We start from the raw sequence: 16,409 nt of genomic DNA on the forward strand, positions 1-16,409 counted from the left end.
CTGTGGGGGGGGGGGGCTACGTCTTAAAATGTGTCACCATTCGACCGCACAATCACACACTTTTACACCCCCCCACCCCCACCCCCACCCGCCGACCGAACCAGCACCCTCCGGAGTCAGCACCCTCCGGAGTGAGGCCGGGATGAGACCAATGCTCACTCCCGATCGGCCTCATCCCAGCCGCCAGGCGGGGCCAGAACCCGCGCGAAAGCTCCTATAACCTTGCCCCTCGGGTTGGCCCACTCAGGGTTGGCCGCTAAGCCGGCCCGGCGTGCTGGCGAGACGCGGACGCGCATCCGCTCCGCCGGGTGCGCACGCAGCCCACGTGAAGGGCTGACATACCCGGGCCCCCCATTCCTCCGGGCCGCTCGCTCGCTTCTCAACCGGGCTGGAACGGACCTAGTCAAGGGTGACCCGAAGGGTCATCGCCGCAGGCGACGCGACCGCAGGGAGCGCCCTTTACTCGGTCCGTTCCAGCCCGACACTGACAAGAAGCGAGTGGCCCAACGTCCACCCACCAACTCGCGCCCACTGAGCCCACCCCTGACACACCAACATCAGAGATTTACCAAGCTCGCGCACAACCCTTACGCCCCACCAAGGGTCTCCTGATCGCCAACCACCCATGAAGCCAAGGGCAATTCCCGGCAAACACAGGTGGTACGCACCCCATCGACGCGGATGCCCGCCACGCATCCCCCGCATGCCAGGAGACCCCGCATGCAGCAGTACCTGCGACTCGCCCTCGCGACGGCCGCCGCGGCCACGCTGACGGGCGGTCTGCTCACCCTCTCGGTGACGACAGCAACCGCCGCCGACTCCTTCAAAATCGCGAAGGCCGACTTCAACGGCGACGGAATCGGTGACATCGTCGCCTCCGCGCCCGGCGCCTACGTCGCCGGAAAGGCCGACGCCGGCCAGGTCGTAGCCCTGTACGGCACGGCCACCGGAGTGTCGTCCACGAAGCGTTCGACGCTGAGCCAGAACTCCGGCAACGTGCCCGGTACCGCCGAGAAGGGCGACTACTTCGGTTACTCGACGGCATACGCCGACTTCAACGGCGACGGCTACGACGACCTCGCCGTGGGCTCGCCGTACGAGAAGGTCGGCACCGACACCGACGGCGGCGCGCTCGCGATCCTGTGGGGCTCGAAGAGCGGCCTCACCGGCAAGAGCAGCGACGTACCGGACCCGGCCGTGTCCGGGCACGACAACTGGGGCCAGTCCCTGGCCGCCGGCGATTTCGACGGCGACGGCAAGGCGGACCTGGCGGTGGGCAGTTCGGCCGCGACCGTCTATGTCTACAAGGGCGGCTTCAGCAGTTCCACCGGCAAGCCCGGCGGCCGTTACACGATCAAGCCCCCCATCCACTCCGGCACGACCGGCTTCCCGTACGGCCCGAAGCACCTCACGGCCGGTGACGTCAACGGCGACGGCCGCACCGACCTGGTGGTCGACGGCTTCGAGACGCAGACGTCCAACGGCTGGAACACCAACTACTACGTGCCGGGCGCCGCGAGCGGCCTGAGCATCGCGGGCGTACGGACCCTGAAGCCCGGCGTCGTCACCGGCATCGGTGACATCAACGGCGACGGCTACGGCGACATCGTCAGCGGCGCCGGCTGGGACGCCACGACCAGCGACGGTACGACCGTCCCGGACTCGGCGACCGGCGGCAAGGTGAACATCACCTACGGTTCCGCGTCCGGCCCCGCCGCCACCACCGGCATCACCCAGAACTCCGGGAACATACCCGGCAGTTCGGAGAAGGGCGACGCCTTCGGCTGGGACCTGGACCTGGGGGACGTCAACGGTGACGGCTACCAGGACGTCGTGGCCTCCGCCCCCAACGAGGACCTCGGCGCCGCCACCAACGCCGGCATGGTCACGGTCATCTACGGCTCCGCGAGCGGCGCCAACACCACGACGGGCGTCCAGTCCTTCGCCCAGAGCACGGCCGGCGTACCCGGCGCCGACGAGAAGAACGACCTCTTCGGCGCCGACGTCAAGCTCGACGACGTCAACGGCGACGGCAAGGCGGACCTGATCGTGGGCTCGTACGAGAACAGCGCCGACGGCGCGGTGACCTACCTGCCCTCCAACGGCACGAAGATCGTGACGACCGGTTCCCGTGCCATCTCCGCGGGCGCGGCGGGTGTCTCGACGGCGGGCACACCGCAGTTCGGCGCGCTGTTCGCCGACTAGCCGATCAGCGACCAGGTGGCCCGTGGCCGTACACGCCACGGGCCCGACCGGCGTCCCCCACCGTCCCTTAGGGGATGTCACAGCTCGGCAGCAAAGCCCCTCCTGAAACCCCCGGCCCGGCCCGTGACTCTGCGGAACCAGGTACGTTCGATGACGTGGCTGGATTCAGGATCGGACGCGGCGGCCGGGACGGCCGGGCCCCGCAAGCGCGCCCTCAACAACCTCCGTACGGGCAGCAGGCTCCCCCGGCACCGCAGGGAGCCCCGCAGAGACAGCCGTACGGCTACCCCGCGGCGCCGCAGCCGTACCCGCAGCAGCAACCGCAGTACGGAAGTCCCGCGGGTGGCGGCGGCCGGCAGTGGTCCCAGGGGAACGCCGGCAACGGCGGCTACGGCGACGAGCCGGAGTACTTCGGCGACGGCGGCGGATACGCCCAGGGCGCCCACCCCGGCACCCCGGACCCGTACGCGGCGAACAACCCGGGCAACACCCAGGCGTTCTCCGTAGGTGAGGACCCGTACACCCAGGGCGGTACGTACCGCGCGGGCTCGGCGCAGGCCCCCACGGGCCCGGTGGGTCCCCGACTGCACTGGAAGGACCTGCTGCGAGGCATCGTCCTCGCACCCCAGCAGACGTTCCTCCAGATGCGGGACTACACGATGTGGGCTCCCGCCCTGATCGTGACGTTCCTCTACGGCCTGCTGGCGGTGTTCGGCTTCGACGGCGCCCGCACGGACGCCATAAACGCCACGCTCGCGAACGCGGTCCCGATCGTCCTGATCACCGCGGTGGCGCTGGTGCTGTCGTCCTTCGTCCTGGGCGTGGTCACCCACACCCTGGCCCGCCAGCTGGGCGGCGACGGGGCCTGGCAGCCCACGGTCGGCCTCTCGATGCTGATCATGTCGCTCACGGACGCCCCCCGCCTGGTCTTCGCCATGTTCTTCGGCGGCAACGCGACCTTCGTCCAGGCCCTCGGCTGGGCCACCTGGGTCGCGGCAGGCGTCCTCCTCACCATGATGGTCAGCCGCTCCCACGACCTCCCCTGGCCGAAGGCGCTCGGTGCGTCGGCGATCCAGCTGATCGCGCTGCTGTCGATCGTGAAGCTGGGAACGTTCTAGGACCGGCACGATCAGCGAAACGAAAGTAGGACAAAAGGGTGACATGCCCGCCATGTCACCCTTCATGGTTACTGAGAGTCAGCTAGCGTGACCACTCCTGCACCCGCTGTGAGGAGTGTTCCGTGTTCGTGAGATCTCGCTTTGGTGTGAGCCGGGGAATCGTGCTCACGGCCGCGCTACTGGCCGCCCTGATCGCCGCGATCCTCCCGGGATCGGCGGCCGCCGACGGGACCGGCGACAGAACCCCGGACCACTGGGGTGTGATCGCCCGCAACACGATCGGCTCCCCCATCGCCGAACTGCGCAACGGCCCGTACGTCTCCGGCGTACCGGCCGCCTTCGCGAAACCGCCGTTCGGGCGGGGGAGCCTCGGTATCGAGGTGGCGGACAAGTCCACCACGCTCGGCACGGCGAGCGAGAAGGTCGACTTCGGCAACGAGGTGGACTTCCTCGGCAGCCGGATCCTGACGCTCCGCCAGGTCGGCTTCCGCGTCTTCCAGACGGGCGAGAACATCGGCTACGGCGGCGCGACGAACATGCCGAACATCAGGTTCGAGATCGATCCGAACCGGCCGTCGCTGCCCAGCGACAACTACTCCACGCTGGTGTGGGTGCCCCCGGCGGTCCCGACGGCCAACCAGTGGAGCCCCTACCTCGACGCCACGACGACCGGCACCTGGTACCTCACGGGCGGCGAGACGGTGTGCACCTCTTCCTCGCCGTGCACCTTCGCCCAGCTGAGGACCTCGTTCACCAGCGTCAACGCGACACCGACGGTGTACTCGGTGGCCGTGGGCAAGGGCCGCGACCACATGTGGATCGGCGCGGTCGACGGCCTCCGGCTCAACAACCACATCTACGACTTCGAGCCGGACGGCGTGCGGAACCTGCGCGCGAACTGACCTGCCGGTGCCACCCGCCTTCCCGATGCCCGGATCTCGCGGAACCGCCAGGTCACACCGCTTCCCGGTTCTCCCTGGGCGCCTCGCCCGACCTGTGCACCGGGGGCAGCACACTCCACGGAAAGTTGATCCAGTCGTCCGTCCGCTTCCACACGTACTCGCACTTCACCAGCGACTGCGACTTCTCGTAGACGACCGCGCTGCGTACCTCGGCGACGGTGTCGACGCAGAAGTCGCGGACCAGTTTGAGGGTCTTGCCGGTGTCGGCGACGTCGTCGGTGATCAGGACCTTCTTGGACGAGAAGTCGATGGCGTTGGGGACGGGCGCGAGCATCACGGGCATGTCGAGGGTGGTGCCGACGCCGGTGTAGAACTCCACGTTGACCAGATGGATGTTCTTGCAGTCGAGGGCGTAGGCCAGTCCGCCGGCGACGAACACCCCGCCGCGGGCGATGCTGAGGATGATGTCGGGCTCGTAGCCGTCGTCGGCGATGGTCTGCGCGAGTTCGCGGACGGCGACGCCGAAACGTTCGTAGGTCAGGTTCTCCCGCACGTTCATGTCCGTGTCTCCCATGCTCACACCTGCGTCCGGTGGAAGTTGAGGAAGGAGCGGGAGGCGGTCGGGCCGCGCTGGCCCTGGTAGCGGGAGCCGTAGCGCTCGCTGCCGTAGGGGAACTCGGCGGGCGAGCTGAGCCGGAACAGGCACAGCTGGCCGATCTTCATGCCCGGCCAGAGCTTGATGGGGAGCGTCGCGAGATTCGACAGCTCCAGCGTCACGTGACCTGAGAAGCCGGGATCGATGAAGCCCGCGGTGGAGTGCGTGACGAGCCCGAGCCGGCCGAGGGAGGACTTCCCTTCGAGCCGCGAGGCGAGGTCGTCGGGCAGGGAGACGACCTCGTAGGTCGACGCGAGCACGAACTCGCCGGGGTGGAGGATGAACGGCTCGTCACCCTCCGGTTCGACCAGCCGCGTCAGGTCCGCCTGCTCAATGGAGGGGTCGATGTGGGGGTAGCGGTGGTTCTCGAACACCCGGAAGTAGCGGTCGAGGCGCACGTCGACACTCGACGGCTGCACCATGGATTCGTCGTAGGGATCGATCCGGACCCGCCCGGCGTCGATCTCGGCCCGGATGTCCTTGTCAGAGAGAAGCACGCCCCGAGGATACGCAAGACGCGCGGACCGACCACAATCGGACGGACCCGCGCGCCAGCGACTGCCTACCGTGTCACCGCTACTGCTTCTCCAAGGTCACCGGCACCGCGCTACGGAGCCGGGCACACCGTGGACACCGGACGAGCCGTCCGGGGCCGAGCCGCTCGGCCTGCTGCATCGGGAACGAAGCGGTGCTGAACACGTGCCCATCGGCACAACGGACGACGGTGCGCTCCATCAAGTCCATGAGTCCCTTCCCCAAGAGCCGCGTCCGGCTGCTGCTCGCCGGACGCCAAATGCCACATTACGGGATGAAAGGAACGACTCTCCAGGCGGCACTCCGTCCCACCCGGACCCTCTTCCACGCCTCCACCGTACGCCCCAACTCCGGCCCCCCGCAGCCGCGTCCACCCTCCGAAACACGACCGCCACCCCACGACTTCAGCGCCGCGACCCGGGCATGAGGTAGAGTGACCAGGCATTCGACACCGGCTCAACCGGCGTCTTTCGCGGGTGTAGTTTAGTGGTAGAACATCAGCTTCCCAAGCTGAGAGTGCGAGTTCGATTCTCGTCACCCGCTCCAGAATTTGCCCCCAGGTCAGCGGCCTGGGGGTTGTTTGTTGTCTAGACCAATTCGGGGGTGGCGTGCCCTCCGCGTGCCCTAAGTGCAGGTGGGGCACCCTATTCGCGACCCTCGGGCGCCATTGCGGGGATCGCGGGCGCCGGGCGTCTCGGATCCTGAGACGCATTTCATGTGACCTGGGCCACTACCGTCGGATGTACCTGCGAAGTCACATACGCAAAGCTGGAGTTGGTTCACGGTCAACGCGGAAGCGCTGAGCCGAGCAGCTCCACGTCAGGCAGGAAACAGTTCGAGGACGCGGGTGACCCGACCCCAGCCGGCCACCAACGTCGCGGCGAGAACCGCCGCCCCCAGGATCAGCCACGGACGGACGTCTTCTCCCACGCCCATCGATGGCAGAGCACGCGCGGCGCCGACTGCGGCAGTCATGGCCGCGAGGATCGCCGTGGCGACGTGGGCTGACTCGCGCCAGGTGTTCCGTAGGCGCGACACGGGCCGGACATCTTGGAGCAGCTCGGCGGGCAAGAGCGCTGCCTGTCGGCCGTACAGATGGTTCTCGGCGATAACGAGCTGCAGCCGTGCCAACTCAGTCAGCGCGGGCTCTGGGTCGACGTCCACCTGATGCAGCGCCACACGCTGGGCTCCGGCGACCAACGCAGCATGCCGTTTGATCAGCCGGAGCCTGGAGGAGCGGCGCGGAACCGAGCCGGCGATGCTGTGCACTTTGAACAGGCGCTTCTCGACATGCCGACAGCTCTGATCCAGCTGCCGCAGTGCCCTGGACCGACCCCTGCCACGAGGCGCAGCGCGTACCTTAGCTCCGACCACGACCGCATCGATCACTCCCAGGACGAGGCGGTAGCGAGCGGTCGAGCTCCATCGCATGGCCCAGAACACGGGCCATAGGAACACGCCGGACATGACCGCGAGCATGACCGTCCAGTCAAGGAGACTCAAGGCTGGGGCGTTCCCCTTCTCCGCCGTCCAGTGAAAATGCTCTATCGCCCGCATACCCCAGGTCCAGCGCAGGTGTGAGACCCCAGCCTCGGCCAGTGCTAGCGATACCCGCCAACCTGCCCACGCGGCAATCCAGCCCCCGACGACTCCGAGCGCACAGGCCATCCAGTTCGGATGCCACGAACTGAGAACGCCGCGGACTCTTGCAGCCTCGTTCAATGGGATACCCAGCTTCTCCAGGGCCGCGTCCAGCTCCCTCTTACGTAGTCCTGCCCAGCCGTTTTGTTGGGCAGATCTCCTGAGCCAGAGACGGTGGCGAGCCCAGAGACGCATGGCCCAGCGCTGCAGACGTAAGTCGTACGACGCCACCCGAAATCCCCCCGCTTGAGCTGTGCCTCATGTGGTGCGGAGTCGCAGTATGTACCATCTGATGCCGCCGTCGCAGAGCAAGCAACTTGCGCATTTGGGGAGTTGATGCGACGTAGATCTTGCAGCCAAGATCGTTCGAGCAGCGTCGCCGGACGTGACTATCGCGGCCAATAGCGAGGCGGTTCCTTGACAGGGTCAACCAGATCGAACCGCTGCTTGCTGCCGGGGTTCAGACCTTTGATGTGGACGAGTTGCTGGCCTTCCGCCGCGTCGAGTTCACGGATGATCAGAGGCATGGCGGCGATCACAGCACCCATGGCCAGCCCCAGGCCGGCCATGCCTTTGTGACCGTGACTGAACCGGATGTGGTGCATGCCGGATTTCTTAATGGCGGTCGTCTCCAACGGGTCTTCCAGCTGACGCCCGTCCTTGGTAAGGAAGGCTTCGAAGCCTCTCTTCGCGGCGTCGGGGAGGAGGGCAAGATCCTTCTTCCCCGCCCACTTGATCTCGCTGACGTGCTGCACCTCGTGCCCGGGGAGCAACCGTCTGAGCATCTCCAGCATCTGCACCGGGACGTTCTCGTCAATGAGGATTCGCATCAGGCAGCGCGCGGTCCCAGGCTGTAGCTGTCCACATACAGTGCGAAGGACACCGCGTCGCGGGCGGCCTCCGCTGTCACGCCGGGGTAGTAGTCGGCGATCTTCTCAGGCGGGATGCCGTCCTCCACCAGTTCCGCGACGGCATCGAACGGGACACGAGTGCCGGTGATGACCGGCTGCCCCCCTTGCGTCTCCGGATCCACACTGACGTGTTGCTTCGGCCGCAGGAGGTGCGGAACCACGACGCCGGCGCGGGGCGCAAACTCCTGGAGGATGTCCTCCATCGTCGCGATGACTCGCTGCCCCGGGTGCTTCACGAGGTCTGTTGCGTGGTCGTCGTTGTCGTGGCCCACAAGGACGATGGAGTCGCCCTCAGCCACCAGGCAGTAGCTGGACAGGTGCTCGAACTCACCGAATCGCTTCAGTGTGGCCAGCGCCTTGCGGATCTTCTGCAGTGACACGTCCTGCCGAAGGATCGCGAACGCACGTAGGGCCAGGACGTCCCGAAAGGAGTACAGAGCAGGCTTGGCCGCGAGCTCAGGACAGAGAATCGGACCGTTGCCTCGGTCCTGCCGCCATGAGCGCAGTTGCCCGGTGGTTGCCCCGGAGAGAGCCGCAGCCATACGAGTCGAGTACGCCATGGTCCACTCCCTCCAGCTCTCGCGGGATCTTCTACCCCCAGCATCCCAGTTGTGCGCTTCAGGACGCTACAGGAAGTACGGAGAGGCAGGACCAAAGCGGCATAGGGCTGCTGTGGCACTCCAATGATCATTGAGCCCGCCAGCAGGCTTACGACGCAGTCCTGGTCCAGGGCACGAGACCAGGACCAGAACGGTAGGGGCAAGTCTTGCTGCCTCCCGCCGGGGAGGACCGACTGAAGAGCCGGTCCTCCATATGGAGGGGGCCGGAGAGGCTCATGCCTCGCGAGCATCTCGCTGTGCTCTTGGCGAGGCTTCGCGGAGCTGTGCGCGCACCTCGACGTCGATCCCCTGCGCCAGCTTCTGCTGATGCTTCGCCGTCGAGTGCTGATAGATCAGCTGAGCCCGCTCCGAGGACTGCCCGGCGCGGACCATGAGGTCCTTCAACTTGGCGCCGGTGTCGGCGGCGAGGGTGTTGCCGGTGTGCCGGAGGTCGTAGAAGCGGAAGTTCTCCGGCATGCCGACCTTGGTACGCGCCTTGCGCCACTTCCGACCGAAGGTCGAGCGGCGGAAGGGGGCACCCTTTTCGCCGACGAACAGGAGGCCGTCCACCTCCTTCTCCGCGAACCACTGCATGTGACGTCGCAGCTCCGGGAGCATGAAGTCCGGCAGGTAGACGGTGCGTTTGCCCGCCTTGGTCTTGGGGTCGCCGGTGACGCGCTTGCCGTTGGTCAGCTCCGGAGAAGCCTGCGTGACGCGCAGGGAGCATGCCGCGAGATCGACACTGTGTCGGCGCAGTTCGGCCAGTTCCTCCGGGCGGAGGGAGGCGAAGGCGCCGAGCAGCACCATCAAGCGCCAGCGCGGGCCCATGGCGTCGGCGAGGTCGAAGACCTGCTCGATGGTCGCGGTGGGGCGTTCGTCGGCCTCCTCCTTGCCGGCGCCCTTGATGCGGCACGGGTTGCTGCGCAGGAGGTCGTCGTCAACCGCCGTCTGGAGGATGGCCTTCAGCAGGCGGTACGACTTGGCGACCGTGGTGGCGCCGGTCGCCTTCAGGCGCTCGGCGCGCCACGTGCGGACGGACGGTGGGGTGATCTCGTCCAGGTCCTTCCCGCCGAAGGTCGGCAGGATGTGGAGGCGGAGGAGCCCGTCGTAGCGGTCGAGCGTGGTCGGGGCCAGACCTCGCTCCTCCTTCCAACGGAGCGCGTACTTCTCGAAGTTGACCGCGCCCGCGTCCGGGTCACGCCACACGTCCCGCTCGATGTCGGCACGGGTGAGGTTGAGCCACTCCTGGGCGTCGGACTTGGTCTCGAAGGTCTCCGGTGCGGTGTGCCGCTGCCCGTCGGGGCCGATGTAGCGGGTCTGCCATCGACCGGAGGGGAGCTTGCGGGTCGTGCCGAACTCGCGCCGCCGCTGCGGCTTGCGTCCCGCCATCAGGCAGCCTTCCCGTAGCGGGTACGGATACGACGGACCGGCTCGACGGTGCGCGCCTCGACGTACTCGGCAATCGCGCTCTCGGGGACGCGGACCGGGCGGCCGAGCTTCACGTAGCGGATACGACGCTCGGCGATCAGGCGGCGGACGAAGCGCTCGCCCGTGCCGAGCAGTTCGCCGGCCTCGGCGACGGTCAGGAGGCGGTCAGCCATTCACGATCACCTCTGTCGCGGAGGGGCGCTGGGGGCAGGCGGGAGCCGGGGGTATTGCGGGCAGGCGCAAGGGCGGTGGGTCCTCACTCGGGTGCGGGATGGGGCGAGTTGCGGCGCGGCGAAGGCAGTTCAGACTGCGGGGCGCCCAGGCAGGAACGCGGATGCCGGGACGTGAAGGGCCTCGGCGATCGCGACGAGGTCGTCAATGTCGCAGCGGCGCTGGGCGCGCTCGATGCGGGACAACATGGTGTTGGACATCGGGCGGCCGAGGGCTGTCACGCGGTCGGCCAACTGCCTTTGTGACAGGCCGCGTTCGGCGCGGAGGATTTCGATGGCACGGGCCGCCTGCATTCCTGCCGGCCCGATTTCCAATGAGCGTGGGGGCATGGCTCCAATTGAAAGGCTCAATCGCCGGTTTTGGTAACCGGCGATCGTCGGCTATGTTGCGCTCGCGTCGTACGCCGGGGAGAGGTTTCCGGGGGTCGGGATAGGGGCGCAGACGGATGCGTCGATCGATGCTGTGACGTGCGGTGTTCTGTTGTAGCTTCCCCGTCGGCGGCACGTCAACGGCTTGCCGATGTGATGCTTCTGGCTTCGCCTGACGGTCCGTTATTTCGGCAGCGGCCGATTCCGGTTTATAATTTTGGAGATGCCTAGCTCGCAGTAAGCGTTCGCCGTCAGCTGTCTGAATTCCTCGGCGGAATGCTGGACTTGAGCGGCATGGATGTGGCTGTCTTGGCTATACGACGCCACCAGCCCTCCCCCGCGCCGTCGGCCGGGGCGGTGGGCCAACCCCCTCCCTGTGCACCGCCCGACAAGGGCCGACTGCACCTCCATGCACTGACCCCCAGGAGCCGCCGCCCGATGAGCTACGACGCCCGCGAATGGGTGTGGGACCACAGCCCCAGCAAGGGCACCGCCCGCATGGTCCTCGCCCTGATCGCCGACCGGTGCCGCGACCGACACTGCGTCGCCTACGCGTCCGTGCCCACCCTTATGAAACGCGCCAACGCCTCCCGCACCGCGGTGCGCGATGCGCTGGCCAAGTTGATCGCCGACGGCGAGCTGGTGCAGCTCCCCGACCGCAAGGGACCCAGGGGCGAGACGTACTACCGCCTCCCAATCGCCGCCCGTTTCCTCGCCGATGAGCCTCAGGAGGGGACCGGAATCCGGCACCCCAACAGGGTCGGAATCCGGCCCTCGGGGGGTCAGAATCCGACCCTGCCGAGCCCTTCGAGGGGGGATCGGAATCCGGCCCCGGGGAACAGAATCCGGCCCCCAGGGGGTACGGATTCCGACCCGAGAGGGGTGCGGATTCCGACCCCCAGAACAGAAGAGAACCGAAGGTGAACGGTAGTAAGAGCAGCAGCAGCTCTGCCCCGCTCATCTCCGCCACCGAATGGCAGATCGACGACAGCGCCCACGCCTGGCTCCAGCACGACGGGCATCTCGACCGGCTCGGCGAGCGCGGCCTGCGTACCGCCGACGCGAAGTGGCGCACCTTCCGGAGCTCGTGGGATCCCCGCAGCGCCGACGCGTGGGCCGCCGACTGGCGTGCGTGGATCGCCCGAGAACGCACCCCCGCCCTCGGTCGCCCGATCCTCTACGCCCTGCCCGGTGGCCCACCCACCCCCACCTCGACCACCGGCATGACCCGCAGCGAGGCGCACACGGCCGCCCTGCTCGCCGTCCTCGACGAACCCACCGGAACGGAGTAACCCGCCCTTGGACCGACGCGAAGTCGCCGCCGTCCTCGCCTACATCGGACGCCTCGATCCCCGCACCATCCGCACCGGCACGGCCGAAGTCCGTGACCAGGTCGCCCAGTGGCAGGAGCTGCTCGACGACGTGCCCTTCGCCACCACCCACGGCTGGGACGTCCGCGAGGCGATACGGGCCCACGTCCTGGCCTCGCCGTATCCGATCCTCCCGGTGGACGTCGCCCGCAAGTGGCGCGCCTACCGCCGCGACCGCCTGGACCGGCACACCGATCCCACCCCGGCCGCCGATCCGGACAACTCCGCCGCCTGGCGCACCGAACTCCTCGGCACACGGCACGCCGTCGCCACCGGCATGGCCGCGCCCTCCTCGCACCGACAGCTCACCGGGGGCCAGCACCGGGACATCGATGGCCGCCTCGCCACCGTCGGATCGTCCATCCCGCCGGCCGTCCGCGCGGCACTCGCCCCCTACCGGCCCGCGCGTGCCGCCCGCGAGGCCGCCGTCGCCGCCGGACAGCCCGACGCTCTCGGCGTCCCGTGCCGGTGGTGCCACGCCGACAAGGGCGAGCCCTGCCGCAGCCGGCGCCTCGGACTCGACGGCCACGCCCGAGGCAACGCACCCCGCACAACGCCGCACCCCACCCGCGTGGACCTCGCCGTAGCGAAGCTGGCCCGGCAGAAAGCCGCGTGACCGACGGCTGCCGTATCGGCGCCGGTGCCTGACCAACGGCCCCTCCGGCGCACCCGAATCCCACCTTCACCGCCCGTCGGCAGCACCAATGCCATGCCCGGACGGCTTCCTCGGAGACCTCACCTCATGCCCGCCTACGCCCACCCTGGAGATATCTGACTTGCCCTCCCCCACCCCGATACCCCCGGCCGCCATCCCCAGCGCCGACAGCCACCGCTCCCCCTTCGCCCGGCTCCGAGCTCTCTACCGGCGCCGCGCCGACGCACGAGCTGGGAGTCATCGCCCGAACCGCGGTGCACGATCCGCCCTCGTCCTCGGCCTGATGGCTGTGGTCCTCATGGCCTTCCGAGTCTCGTGGAACGCCTTGTCCGACGTCGCCCGCGCCATCGGCGCCGACCCCACCGCCGCCCTGTTCTACCCGATCGTGGTCGACGGGCTGATGGCCCTCGCACTGATCGCCACACTCGTGCTGCCCGATGCCGACCGGAAGTTCGCCCTACGGGTCCTGGCGACCTACACGATCGCCAGCCTCCTGCTGAACTACGTGCACGGCCTGACCCCGGCCCTGCACACCATGCCGACCCGGTGGGGCCGACTGACCGACTGGGACCCGGCGAACTGGGCCCTCGTACTGCTGGCCACGTCGCTCCCGGTCGGGTCGATCTACTTCGGGTCGGACCTCGTGGCGAAGGTGCTGCACCACAACCCCGAGTCGGCCGACTCTGCCGAAGCGGTCGGTCGGCAGGCCGCCGACGTACAGGCCGTACGGTCGACCTCTGACCAGGCCCTATCGGCCCCCGAGCCACCGACCGAGTCGGCCCTCGCAAAGGCCGCCAAGACGCCTGTGCCCAAGCCGACCGAGGCCGACCGGGCAGCCCGCTCCACCCGACCGCGACGGTCGACCGCCACGGTTGAGTCGAGCGGAGCCGCCCCGCGCCGTGCGACCGGTCGGGTCCCCTCCACCACAAAGTCGGCCGCCGATCGCACGCGCACCGACGCCGAAGTACTCGACGCGGCCCGGCGCCTGACCGCCAGCTGGAGCGACGACCGCCTGACCGCACAGCGCCTGCGCAACGAACTCAGGATCAGCCAGAACCGCGCCCGCGACCTGCGCGACCAGCTGCAGGCCGAGCGCACCGACCGGCCAGATCCCGCCGCCCACGACGGCTCCGAGACCGAGCCTCTCGACGGACGCGACGAAGCCGCCTCCGAGCGCCAGAGGCAACGCGGCACAGCCGCCGTCGGCACCACCTGAGCCCCGCAATCACACCGACCGCCCCGCCCTACCAGCTCACCCCGCGCCCCGGGCAGACAAGCCCGGGGCGCGGGGATTGCGCACAGCGAAGCACCCGGCAACAGCACCCACGGAGAACCGGCCCATGCACGACCCGAACTACGAACTCCCCGCAGCCGAAGGGGAGATGACCACCGGCCTGAACAGCGCAGCAAGTTGTACCGGAAGCGATGCTTCCGGAGTTCCCGCCCCGAGGGTGGCGGGAACAGCCCGGCGCCAGGGGGCGCCGCGCAGTCAGGCTGCGACCGAGGGCGGACCGCAGCAGGGAGGTAGACGGCAGGCCGAGGCCGTGTCGACCAGACGTCAGCGTGCCCGTCTGCCGAAGTCCCGCAAGCGACTGAAGCAGCCCAGCTGCCGTATGAACGACACCGAGTTCAAGCGATTCACCGACGCCGCCGCCCACTGCCAGATGTCCAACGCCGCCTTCCTCGCCTACGCCGCCGACAAGGCCGCCCGCGACCTGAACCGCACCGCCGCCGAGATCGCGACGGAACGCGAAGTCATCAACGAGCTGTTCGCCGCCCGCAGGCACCTGGGCCGCATCCACGGCCTGTTCAACCAGGTCGCCAAAGCCCTCAACTCCGGCGCCGACGCACCCCACCTGGACGCCATGGCCCAAGCCGTCGGCAACGCCGCCCGCCGCATGGAGGACGCCGCCGACACCCTGCTCGCCCACCGCGACGGCGGTGCCCCTGAGTGATCCCCAGCATCCACGACCGCGGCAGCGAGACGATCGGGCTCATCAACTACCTCTACGGCCCCGGCACCAAAGAGGAGCACATCGACCCACACCTGGTGGCCGCCTTCGACCCGCTCACCCCCGACCCCGGCCGCGACCCGAAGGCGACCTACGAACAGCTCCAGCGCCTGCTCGACCAGCCCGTCAACGCCCTGCCCGCCGGCAAGCGACCCGAGAAGCACGTATGGCACCTGTCCGTACGGGCCGCCCCGGAGGATCCGATCCTGTTCGACGAGGACTGGGCGGCCATCGCCCGCCGCATGGTCGCCGCCACCGGCATCGCCCCCGACGGCGACGAAGCCGCCTGCCGCTGGGCGGCCGTCCGGCACGCCGACGATCACATCCACATCATCGCCACCCTCGTACGCGACGACGGCCGCCGGCCCCGCCTGCACAACGAGGCCCGTCGCGCCCAGGCCGAGTGCCGCCGCATCGAAGTGGACTACGGGCTGCGCCGCGTCCCGGCCGGGGACGGTACCGCCGCCAAGCGGCCGACCAGCGCCGAACGGCACAAGGCCGAACGCGAGGGCCGGGACCGCACCGCCCGCGAGGAACTGCGCGAGACCGTGCGCCGCGCGGTGGCCGGCGCGAGCAGTGAGGAGGAGTTCCTCGACCGTCTCAAGAACGCCGGGCTCCTCGTACGTACCAAGGTGCTGCCCTCCGGCGACTTGCAGGGATACAAGGTCGCCCTGCCCGACGACCGCAACGGGGACAAGGAGCCCGTCTACTACGCCGGTTCCACCCTCGCCCCCGACCTGTCCCTGCCCCGCATCCGCAAGCGCTTCTCCGACGGCACCCCGAACCAGGGCCCGGACACCACGCCCTCCGCCCAGGTCCCCAGCGGGCCCGCGATGGCACGGCGCCGGACGGCCACCGCTGTGTGGCAGGCGGTGCTGGTCATCGATCATGGTGAGGACGCCCAAGTGGGCGCGCGCATTGCCGCCGCCGGAGAGGTCCTGGACGCGCTCGCCAAGACCTCCGCCGCCCACACCCGCGCCGAACTGCGCGAGGTAGCCTTCGTGTTCGAGCGGGCCACCCGCTCCCACGTCCAAGCCGCGTGGGGGCACGACCGCGCCCTGCGCCGGGCAGCCCGCGACCTGGTTCACAGCGGCCCCGCCCTCGGCCGCGGGGAAGACGGTGCCACCACCGCCATGGCGATCGACATGCTGTTCTTCCTCGTCACCGCCGCCGCCCACTGGCACGCCAAAAGGGAACACGCCCAACAGGCAGCCGCAGCCCGCGAGGCCGCCGGACACCTGCGCACGGCCTACCGAGCCGCAGCCGGTGTCCCCATGAACGTGCTCTATCAACGTGGCCGGCGCCTGTCGCAGCCCCTGCGACACAAGCACGCCGCCCATCTGCGGGCGGCGGTACCCGAGTTGGCCGAGCAGATCCTGGCCGAGCCGGGCTGGCACGCCCTGGCGGTCACCCTCGCCGACACCGAAAGCGCCGGCCACGATCCGGCGGCGCTGTTGGCGGAGGCTGCCGGACGGCGGGAGTTGGGCACCGCCGACTCGATCAGTGACGTGCTGGTGTGGCGGCTGCGCCAGATGGCCGGTCTGCCCGCCGACGCCACCACGATGCCCGACCACGCGCCTTCTGCCGCCAGGCGGAGCGGGCGGCGGGCAGTCTCGCCTGCCCCGAGCCGAGACGACCGGCCCCGCAAGATCCGGTGAGACAGCGCATACGCCGGTGCCCCTCTACCTAAGGGCTTGCAGGGAATCAAGGTGTTGCTTCCTGTCCTGAAGCTCGTTGGTGTGGCATGCGCATCCCGGATGAGACTCGTGACCAACTCGCT

Annotated in this window: 15 protein-coding genes, 1 tRNA gene and 1 pseudogene; 9 read left to right on the plus strand and 8 right to left on the minus strand. The window is 68.9% G+C overall.

Features of this window, described 5'->3' with window-relative positions; all coding sequences use genetic code 11:
- Positions 1 to 720: 720 nt before the first annotated feature.
- From ACWIHT_RS46780 to ACWIHT_RS46790, 3 genes are all read left to right on the plus strand, one after another.
- Positions 721 to 2,205, plus strand: a complete 1,485-nt coding sequence (locus tag ACWIHT_RS46780; protein WP_456174760.1) for an FG-GAP and VCBS repeat-containing protein — start codon at positions 721 to 723, stop codon at positions 2,203 to 2,205.
- A gap of 74 nt (positions 2,206 to 2,279) precedes the next feature.
- Positions 2,280 to 3,323: a YIP1 family protein gene (locus tag ACWIHT_RS46785; RefSeq protein WP_456174761.1), complete on the plus strand. Its 1,044-nt coding sequence runs from the start codon at positions 2,280 to 2,282 to the stop codon at positions 3,321 to 3,323.
- 128 nt (positions 3,324 to 3,451) lie between these two features.
- Positions 3,452 to 4,225: a hypothetical protein gene (locus ACWIHT_RS46790; protein ID WP_456174762.1), complete on the plus strand. Its 774-nt coding sequence runs from the start codon at positions 3,452 to 3,454 to the stop codon at positions 4,223 to 4,225.
- Between the two features lie 52 nt (positions 4,226 to 4,277).
- On the opposite strand, the gene ACWIHT_RS46795 is transcribed toward ACWIHT_RS46790, so the two are convergent.
- Both ACWIHT_RS46795 and dcd read right to left on the minus strand, forming a co-directional pair.
- Positions 4,278 to 4,799 (minus strand): phosphoribosyltransferase, encoded by a 522-nt coding sequence (locus tag ACWIHT_RS46795; RefSeq protein WP_456174763.1) that lies wholly within the window; start codon positions 4,797 to 4,799, stop codon positions 4,278 to 4,280.
- 2 nt (positions 4,800 to 4,801) lie between these two features.
- Positions 4,802 to 5,377 carry a dCTP deaminase gene (gene dcd / locus ACWIHT_RS46800; protein WP_200715752.1) on the minus strand — a complete coding sequence of 192 codons (576 nt, stop codon included), beginning with the start codon at positions 5,375 to 5,377 and terminating at the stop codon, positions 4,802 to 4,804.
- A gap of 509 nt (positions 5,378 to 5,886) precedes the next feature.
- Here dcd and ACWIHT_RS46805 point away from each other — a divergent pair.
- Positions 5,887 to 5,960, plus strand: a tRNA-Gly gene (locus ACWIHT_RS46805).
- A gap of 273 nt (positions 5,961 to 6,233) precedes the next feature.
- Here ACWIHT_RS46805 and ACWIHT_RS46810 read toward each other — a convergent pair.
- The 6 genes from ACWIHT_RS46810 to ACWIHT_RS46835 form a co-directional block, all read right to left on the minus strand.
- Positions 6,234 to 6,881 (minus strand): hypothetical protein, encoded by a 648-nt coding sequence (locus ACWIHT_RS46810; RefSeq protein ID WP_456174764.1) that lies wholly within the window; start codon positions 6,879 to 6,881, stop codon positions 6,234 to 6,236.
- 563 nt (positions 6,882 to 7,444) lie between these two features.
- Positions 7,445 to 7,885, minus strand: coding sequence for a DUF5615 family PIN-like protein (locus ACWIHT_RS46815; RefSeq protein ID WP_200690998.1), 441 nt, complete (start codon positions 7,883 to 7,885; stop codon positions 7,445 to 7,447).
- A complete protein-coding gene (locus ACWIHT_RS46820) occupies positions 7,885 to 8,526 on the minus strand; it encodes a DUF433 domain-containing protein (RefSeq protein ID WP_456174765.1) in 642 nt (213 codons plus the stop codon). The genes ACWIHT_RS46815 and ACWIHT_RS46820 overlap by 1 nt, the downstream gene beginning before the upstream one ends.
- A gap of 273 nt (positions 8,527 to 8,799) precedes the next feature.
- Entirely contained in the window at positions 8,800 to 9,954 is a 1,155-nt protein-coding gene (locus tag ACWIHT_RS46825; RefSeq protein WP_456174766.1) for a tyrosine-type recombinase/integrase, read from the minus strand.
- Positions 9,954 to 10,166, minus strand: coding sequence for a helix-turn-helix domain-containing protein (locus ACWIHT_RS46830; RefSeq protein WP_456174767.1), 213 nt, complete (start codon positions 10,164 to 10,166; stop codon positions 9,954 to 9,956). Before ACWIHT_RS46830 ends, ACWIHT_RS46825 begins: the two co-directional genes overlap by 1 nt.
- 129 nt (positions 10,167 to 10,295) lie before the next feature.
- Complete coding sequence (locus ACWIHT_RS46835) at positions 10,296 to 10,553, minus strand: helix-turn-helix domain-containing protein (RefSeq protein ID WP_456174768.1); 258 nt, start codon at positions 10,551 to 10,553, stop codon at positions 10,296 to 10,298.
- 477 nt (positions 10,554 to 11,030) lie between these two features.
- On the opposite strand from ACWIHT_RS46835, the pseudogene ACWIHT_RS46840 reads away from it, so the two are divergent.
- From ACWIHT_RS46840 to ACWIHT_RS46860, 5 genes and pseudogenes are all read left to right on the plus strand, one after another.
- A pseudogene (locus ACWIHT_RS46840) lies at positions 11,031 to 11,884 on the plus strand (helix-turn-helix domain-containing protein).
- A 7-nt stretch (positions 11,885 to 11,891) separates the two neighbouring features.
- Positions 11,892 to 12,578, plus strand: a complete 687-nt coding sequence (locus ACWIHT_RS46845; RefSeq protein ID WP_456174769.1) for a zinc finger domain-containing protein — start codon at positions 11,892 to 11,894, stop codon at positions 12,576 to 12,578.
- A gap of 319 nt (positions 12,579 to 12,897) precedes the next feature.
- On the plus strand, positions 12,898 to 13,833 hold the full coding sequence (locus ACWIHT_RS46850; protein WP_456174771.1) for a DUF2637 domain-containing protein: 936 nt from the start codon (positions 12,898 to 12,900) through the stop codon (positions 13,831 to 13,833).
- A 397-nt stretch (positions 13,834 to 14,230) separates the two neighbouring features.
- Positions 14,231 to 14,572 carry a plasmid mobilization relaxosome protein MobC gene (locus tag ACWIHT_RS46855; RefSeq protein WP_456174772.1) on the plus strand — a complete coding sequence of 114 codons (342 nt, stop codon included), beginning with the start codon at positions 14,231 to 14,233 and terminating at the stop codon, positions 14,570 to 14,572.
- Positions 14,569 to 16,287 (plus strand): relaxase/mobilization nuclease domain-containing protein, encoded by a 1,719-nt coding sequence (locus ACWIHT_RS46860; RefSeq protein ID WP_456174770.1) that lies wholly within the window; start codon positions 14,569 to 14,571, stop codon positions 16,285 to 16,287. Before ACWIHT_RS46855 ends, ACWIHT_RS46860 begins: the two co-directional genes overlap by 4 nt.
- Positions 16,288 to 16,409: the final 122 nt, after the last annotated feature.

The sequence above is a fragment of the Streptomyces sp. NPDC002276 genome, from assembly GCF_053891435.1.

Excerpts from the sequence above, each read along its gene's own strand:
- ACWIHT_RS46780 (WP_456174760.1), top strand. The coding sequence starts at position 721 with ATGCAGCAGTACCTGCGACTCGCCCTCGCGACGGCCGCCGCGGCCACG.
- ACWIHT_RS46785 (WP_456174761.1), top strand. The coding sequence starts at position 2,280 with ATGTCACAGCTCGGCAGCAAAGCCCCTCCTGAAACCCCCGGCCCGGCC.
- ACWIHT_RS46795 (WP_456174763.1), bottom strand. The coding sequence starts at position 4,799 with ATGGGAGACACGGACATGAACGTGCGGGAGAACCTGACCTACGAACGT.
- ACWIHT_RS46810 (WP_456174764.1), bottom strand. The coding sequence starts at position 6,881 with ATGTCCGGCGTGTTCCTATGGCCCGTGTTCTGGGCCATGCGATGGAGC.
- ACWIHT_RS46815 (WP_200690998.1), bottom strand. The coding sequence starts at position 7,885 with ATGCGAATCCTCATTGACGAGAACGTCCCGGTGCAGATGCTGGAGATG.
- ACWIHT_RS46820 (WP_456174765.1), bottom strand. The coding sequence starts at position 8,526 with ATGGCGTACTCGACTCGTATGGCTGCGGCTCTCTCCGGGGCAACCACC.
- ACWIHT_RS46825 (WP_456174766.1), bottom strand. The coding sequence starts at position 9,954 with ATGGCGGGACGCAAGCCGCAGCGGCGGCGCGAGTTCGGCACGACCCGC.
- ACWIHT_RS46830 (WP_456174767.1), bottom strand. The coding sequence starts at position 10,166 with ATGGCTGACCGCCTCCTGACCGTCGCCGAGGCCGGCGAACTGCTCGGC.
- ACWIHT_RS46835 (WP_456174768.1), bottom strand. The coding sequence starts at position 10,553 with ATGCCCCCACGCTCATTGGAAATCGGGCCGGCAGGAATGCAGGCGGCC.
- ACWIHT_RS46855 (WP_456174772.1), top strand. The coding sequence starts at position 14,231 with ATGAACGACACCGAGTTCAAGCGATTCACCGACGCCGCCGCCCACTGC.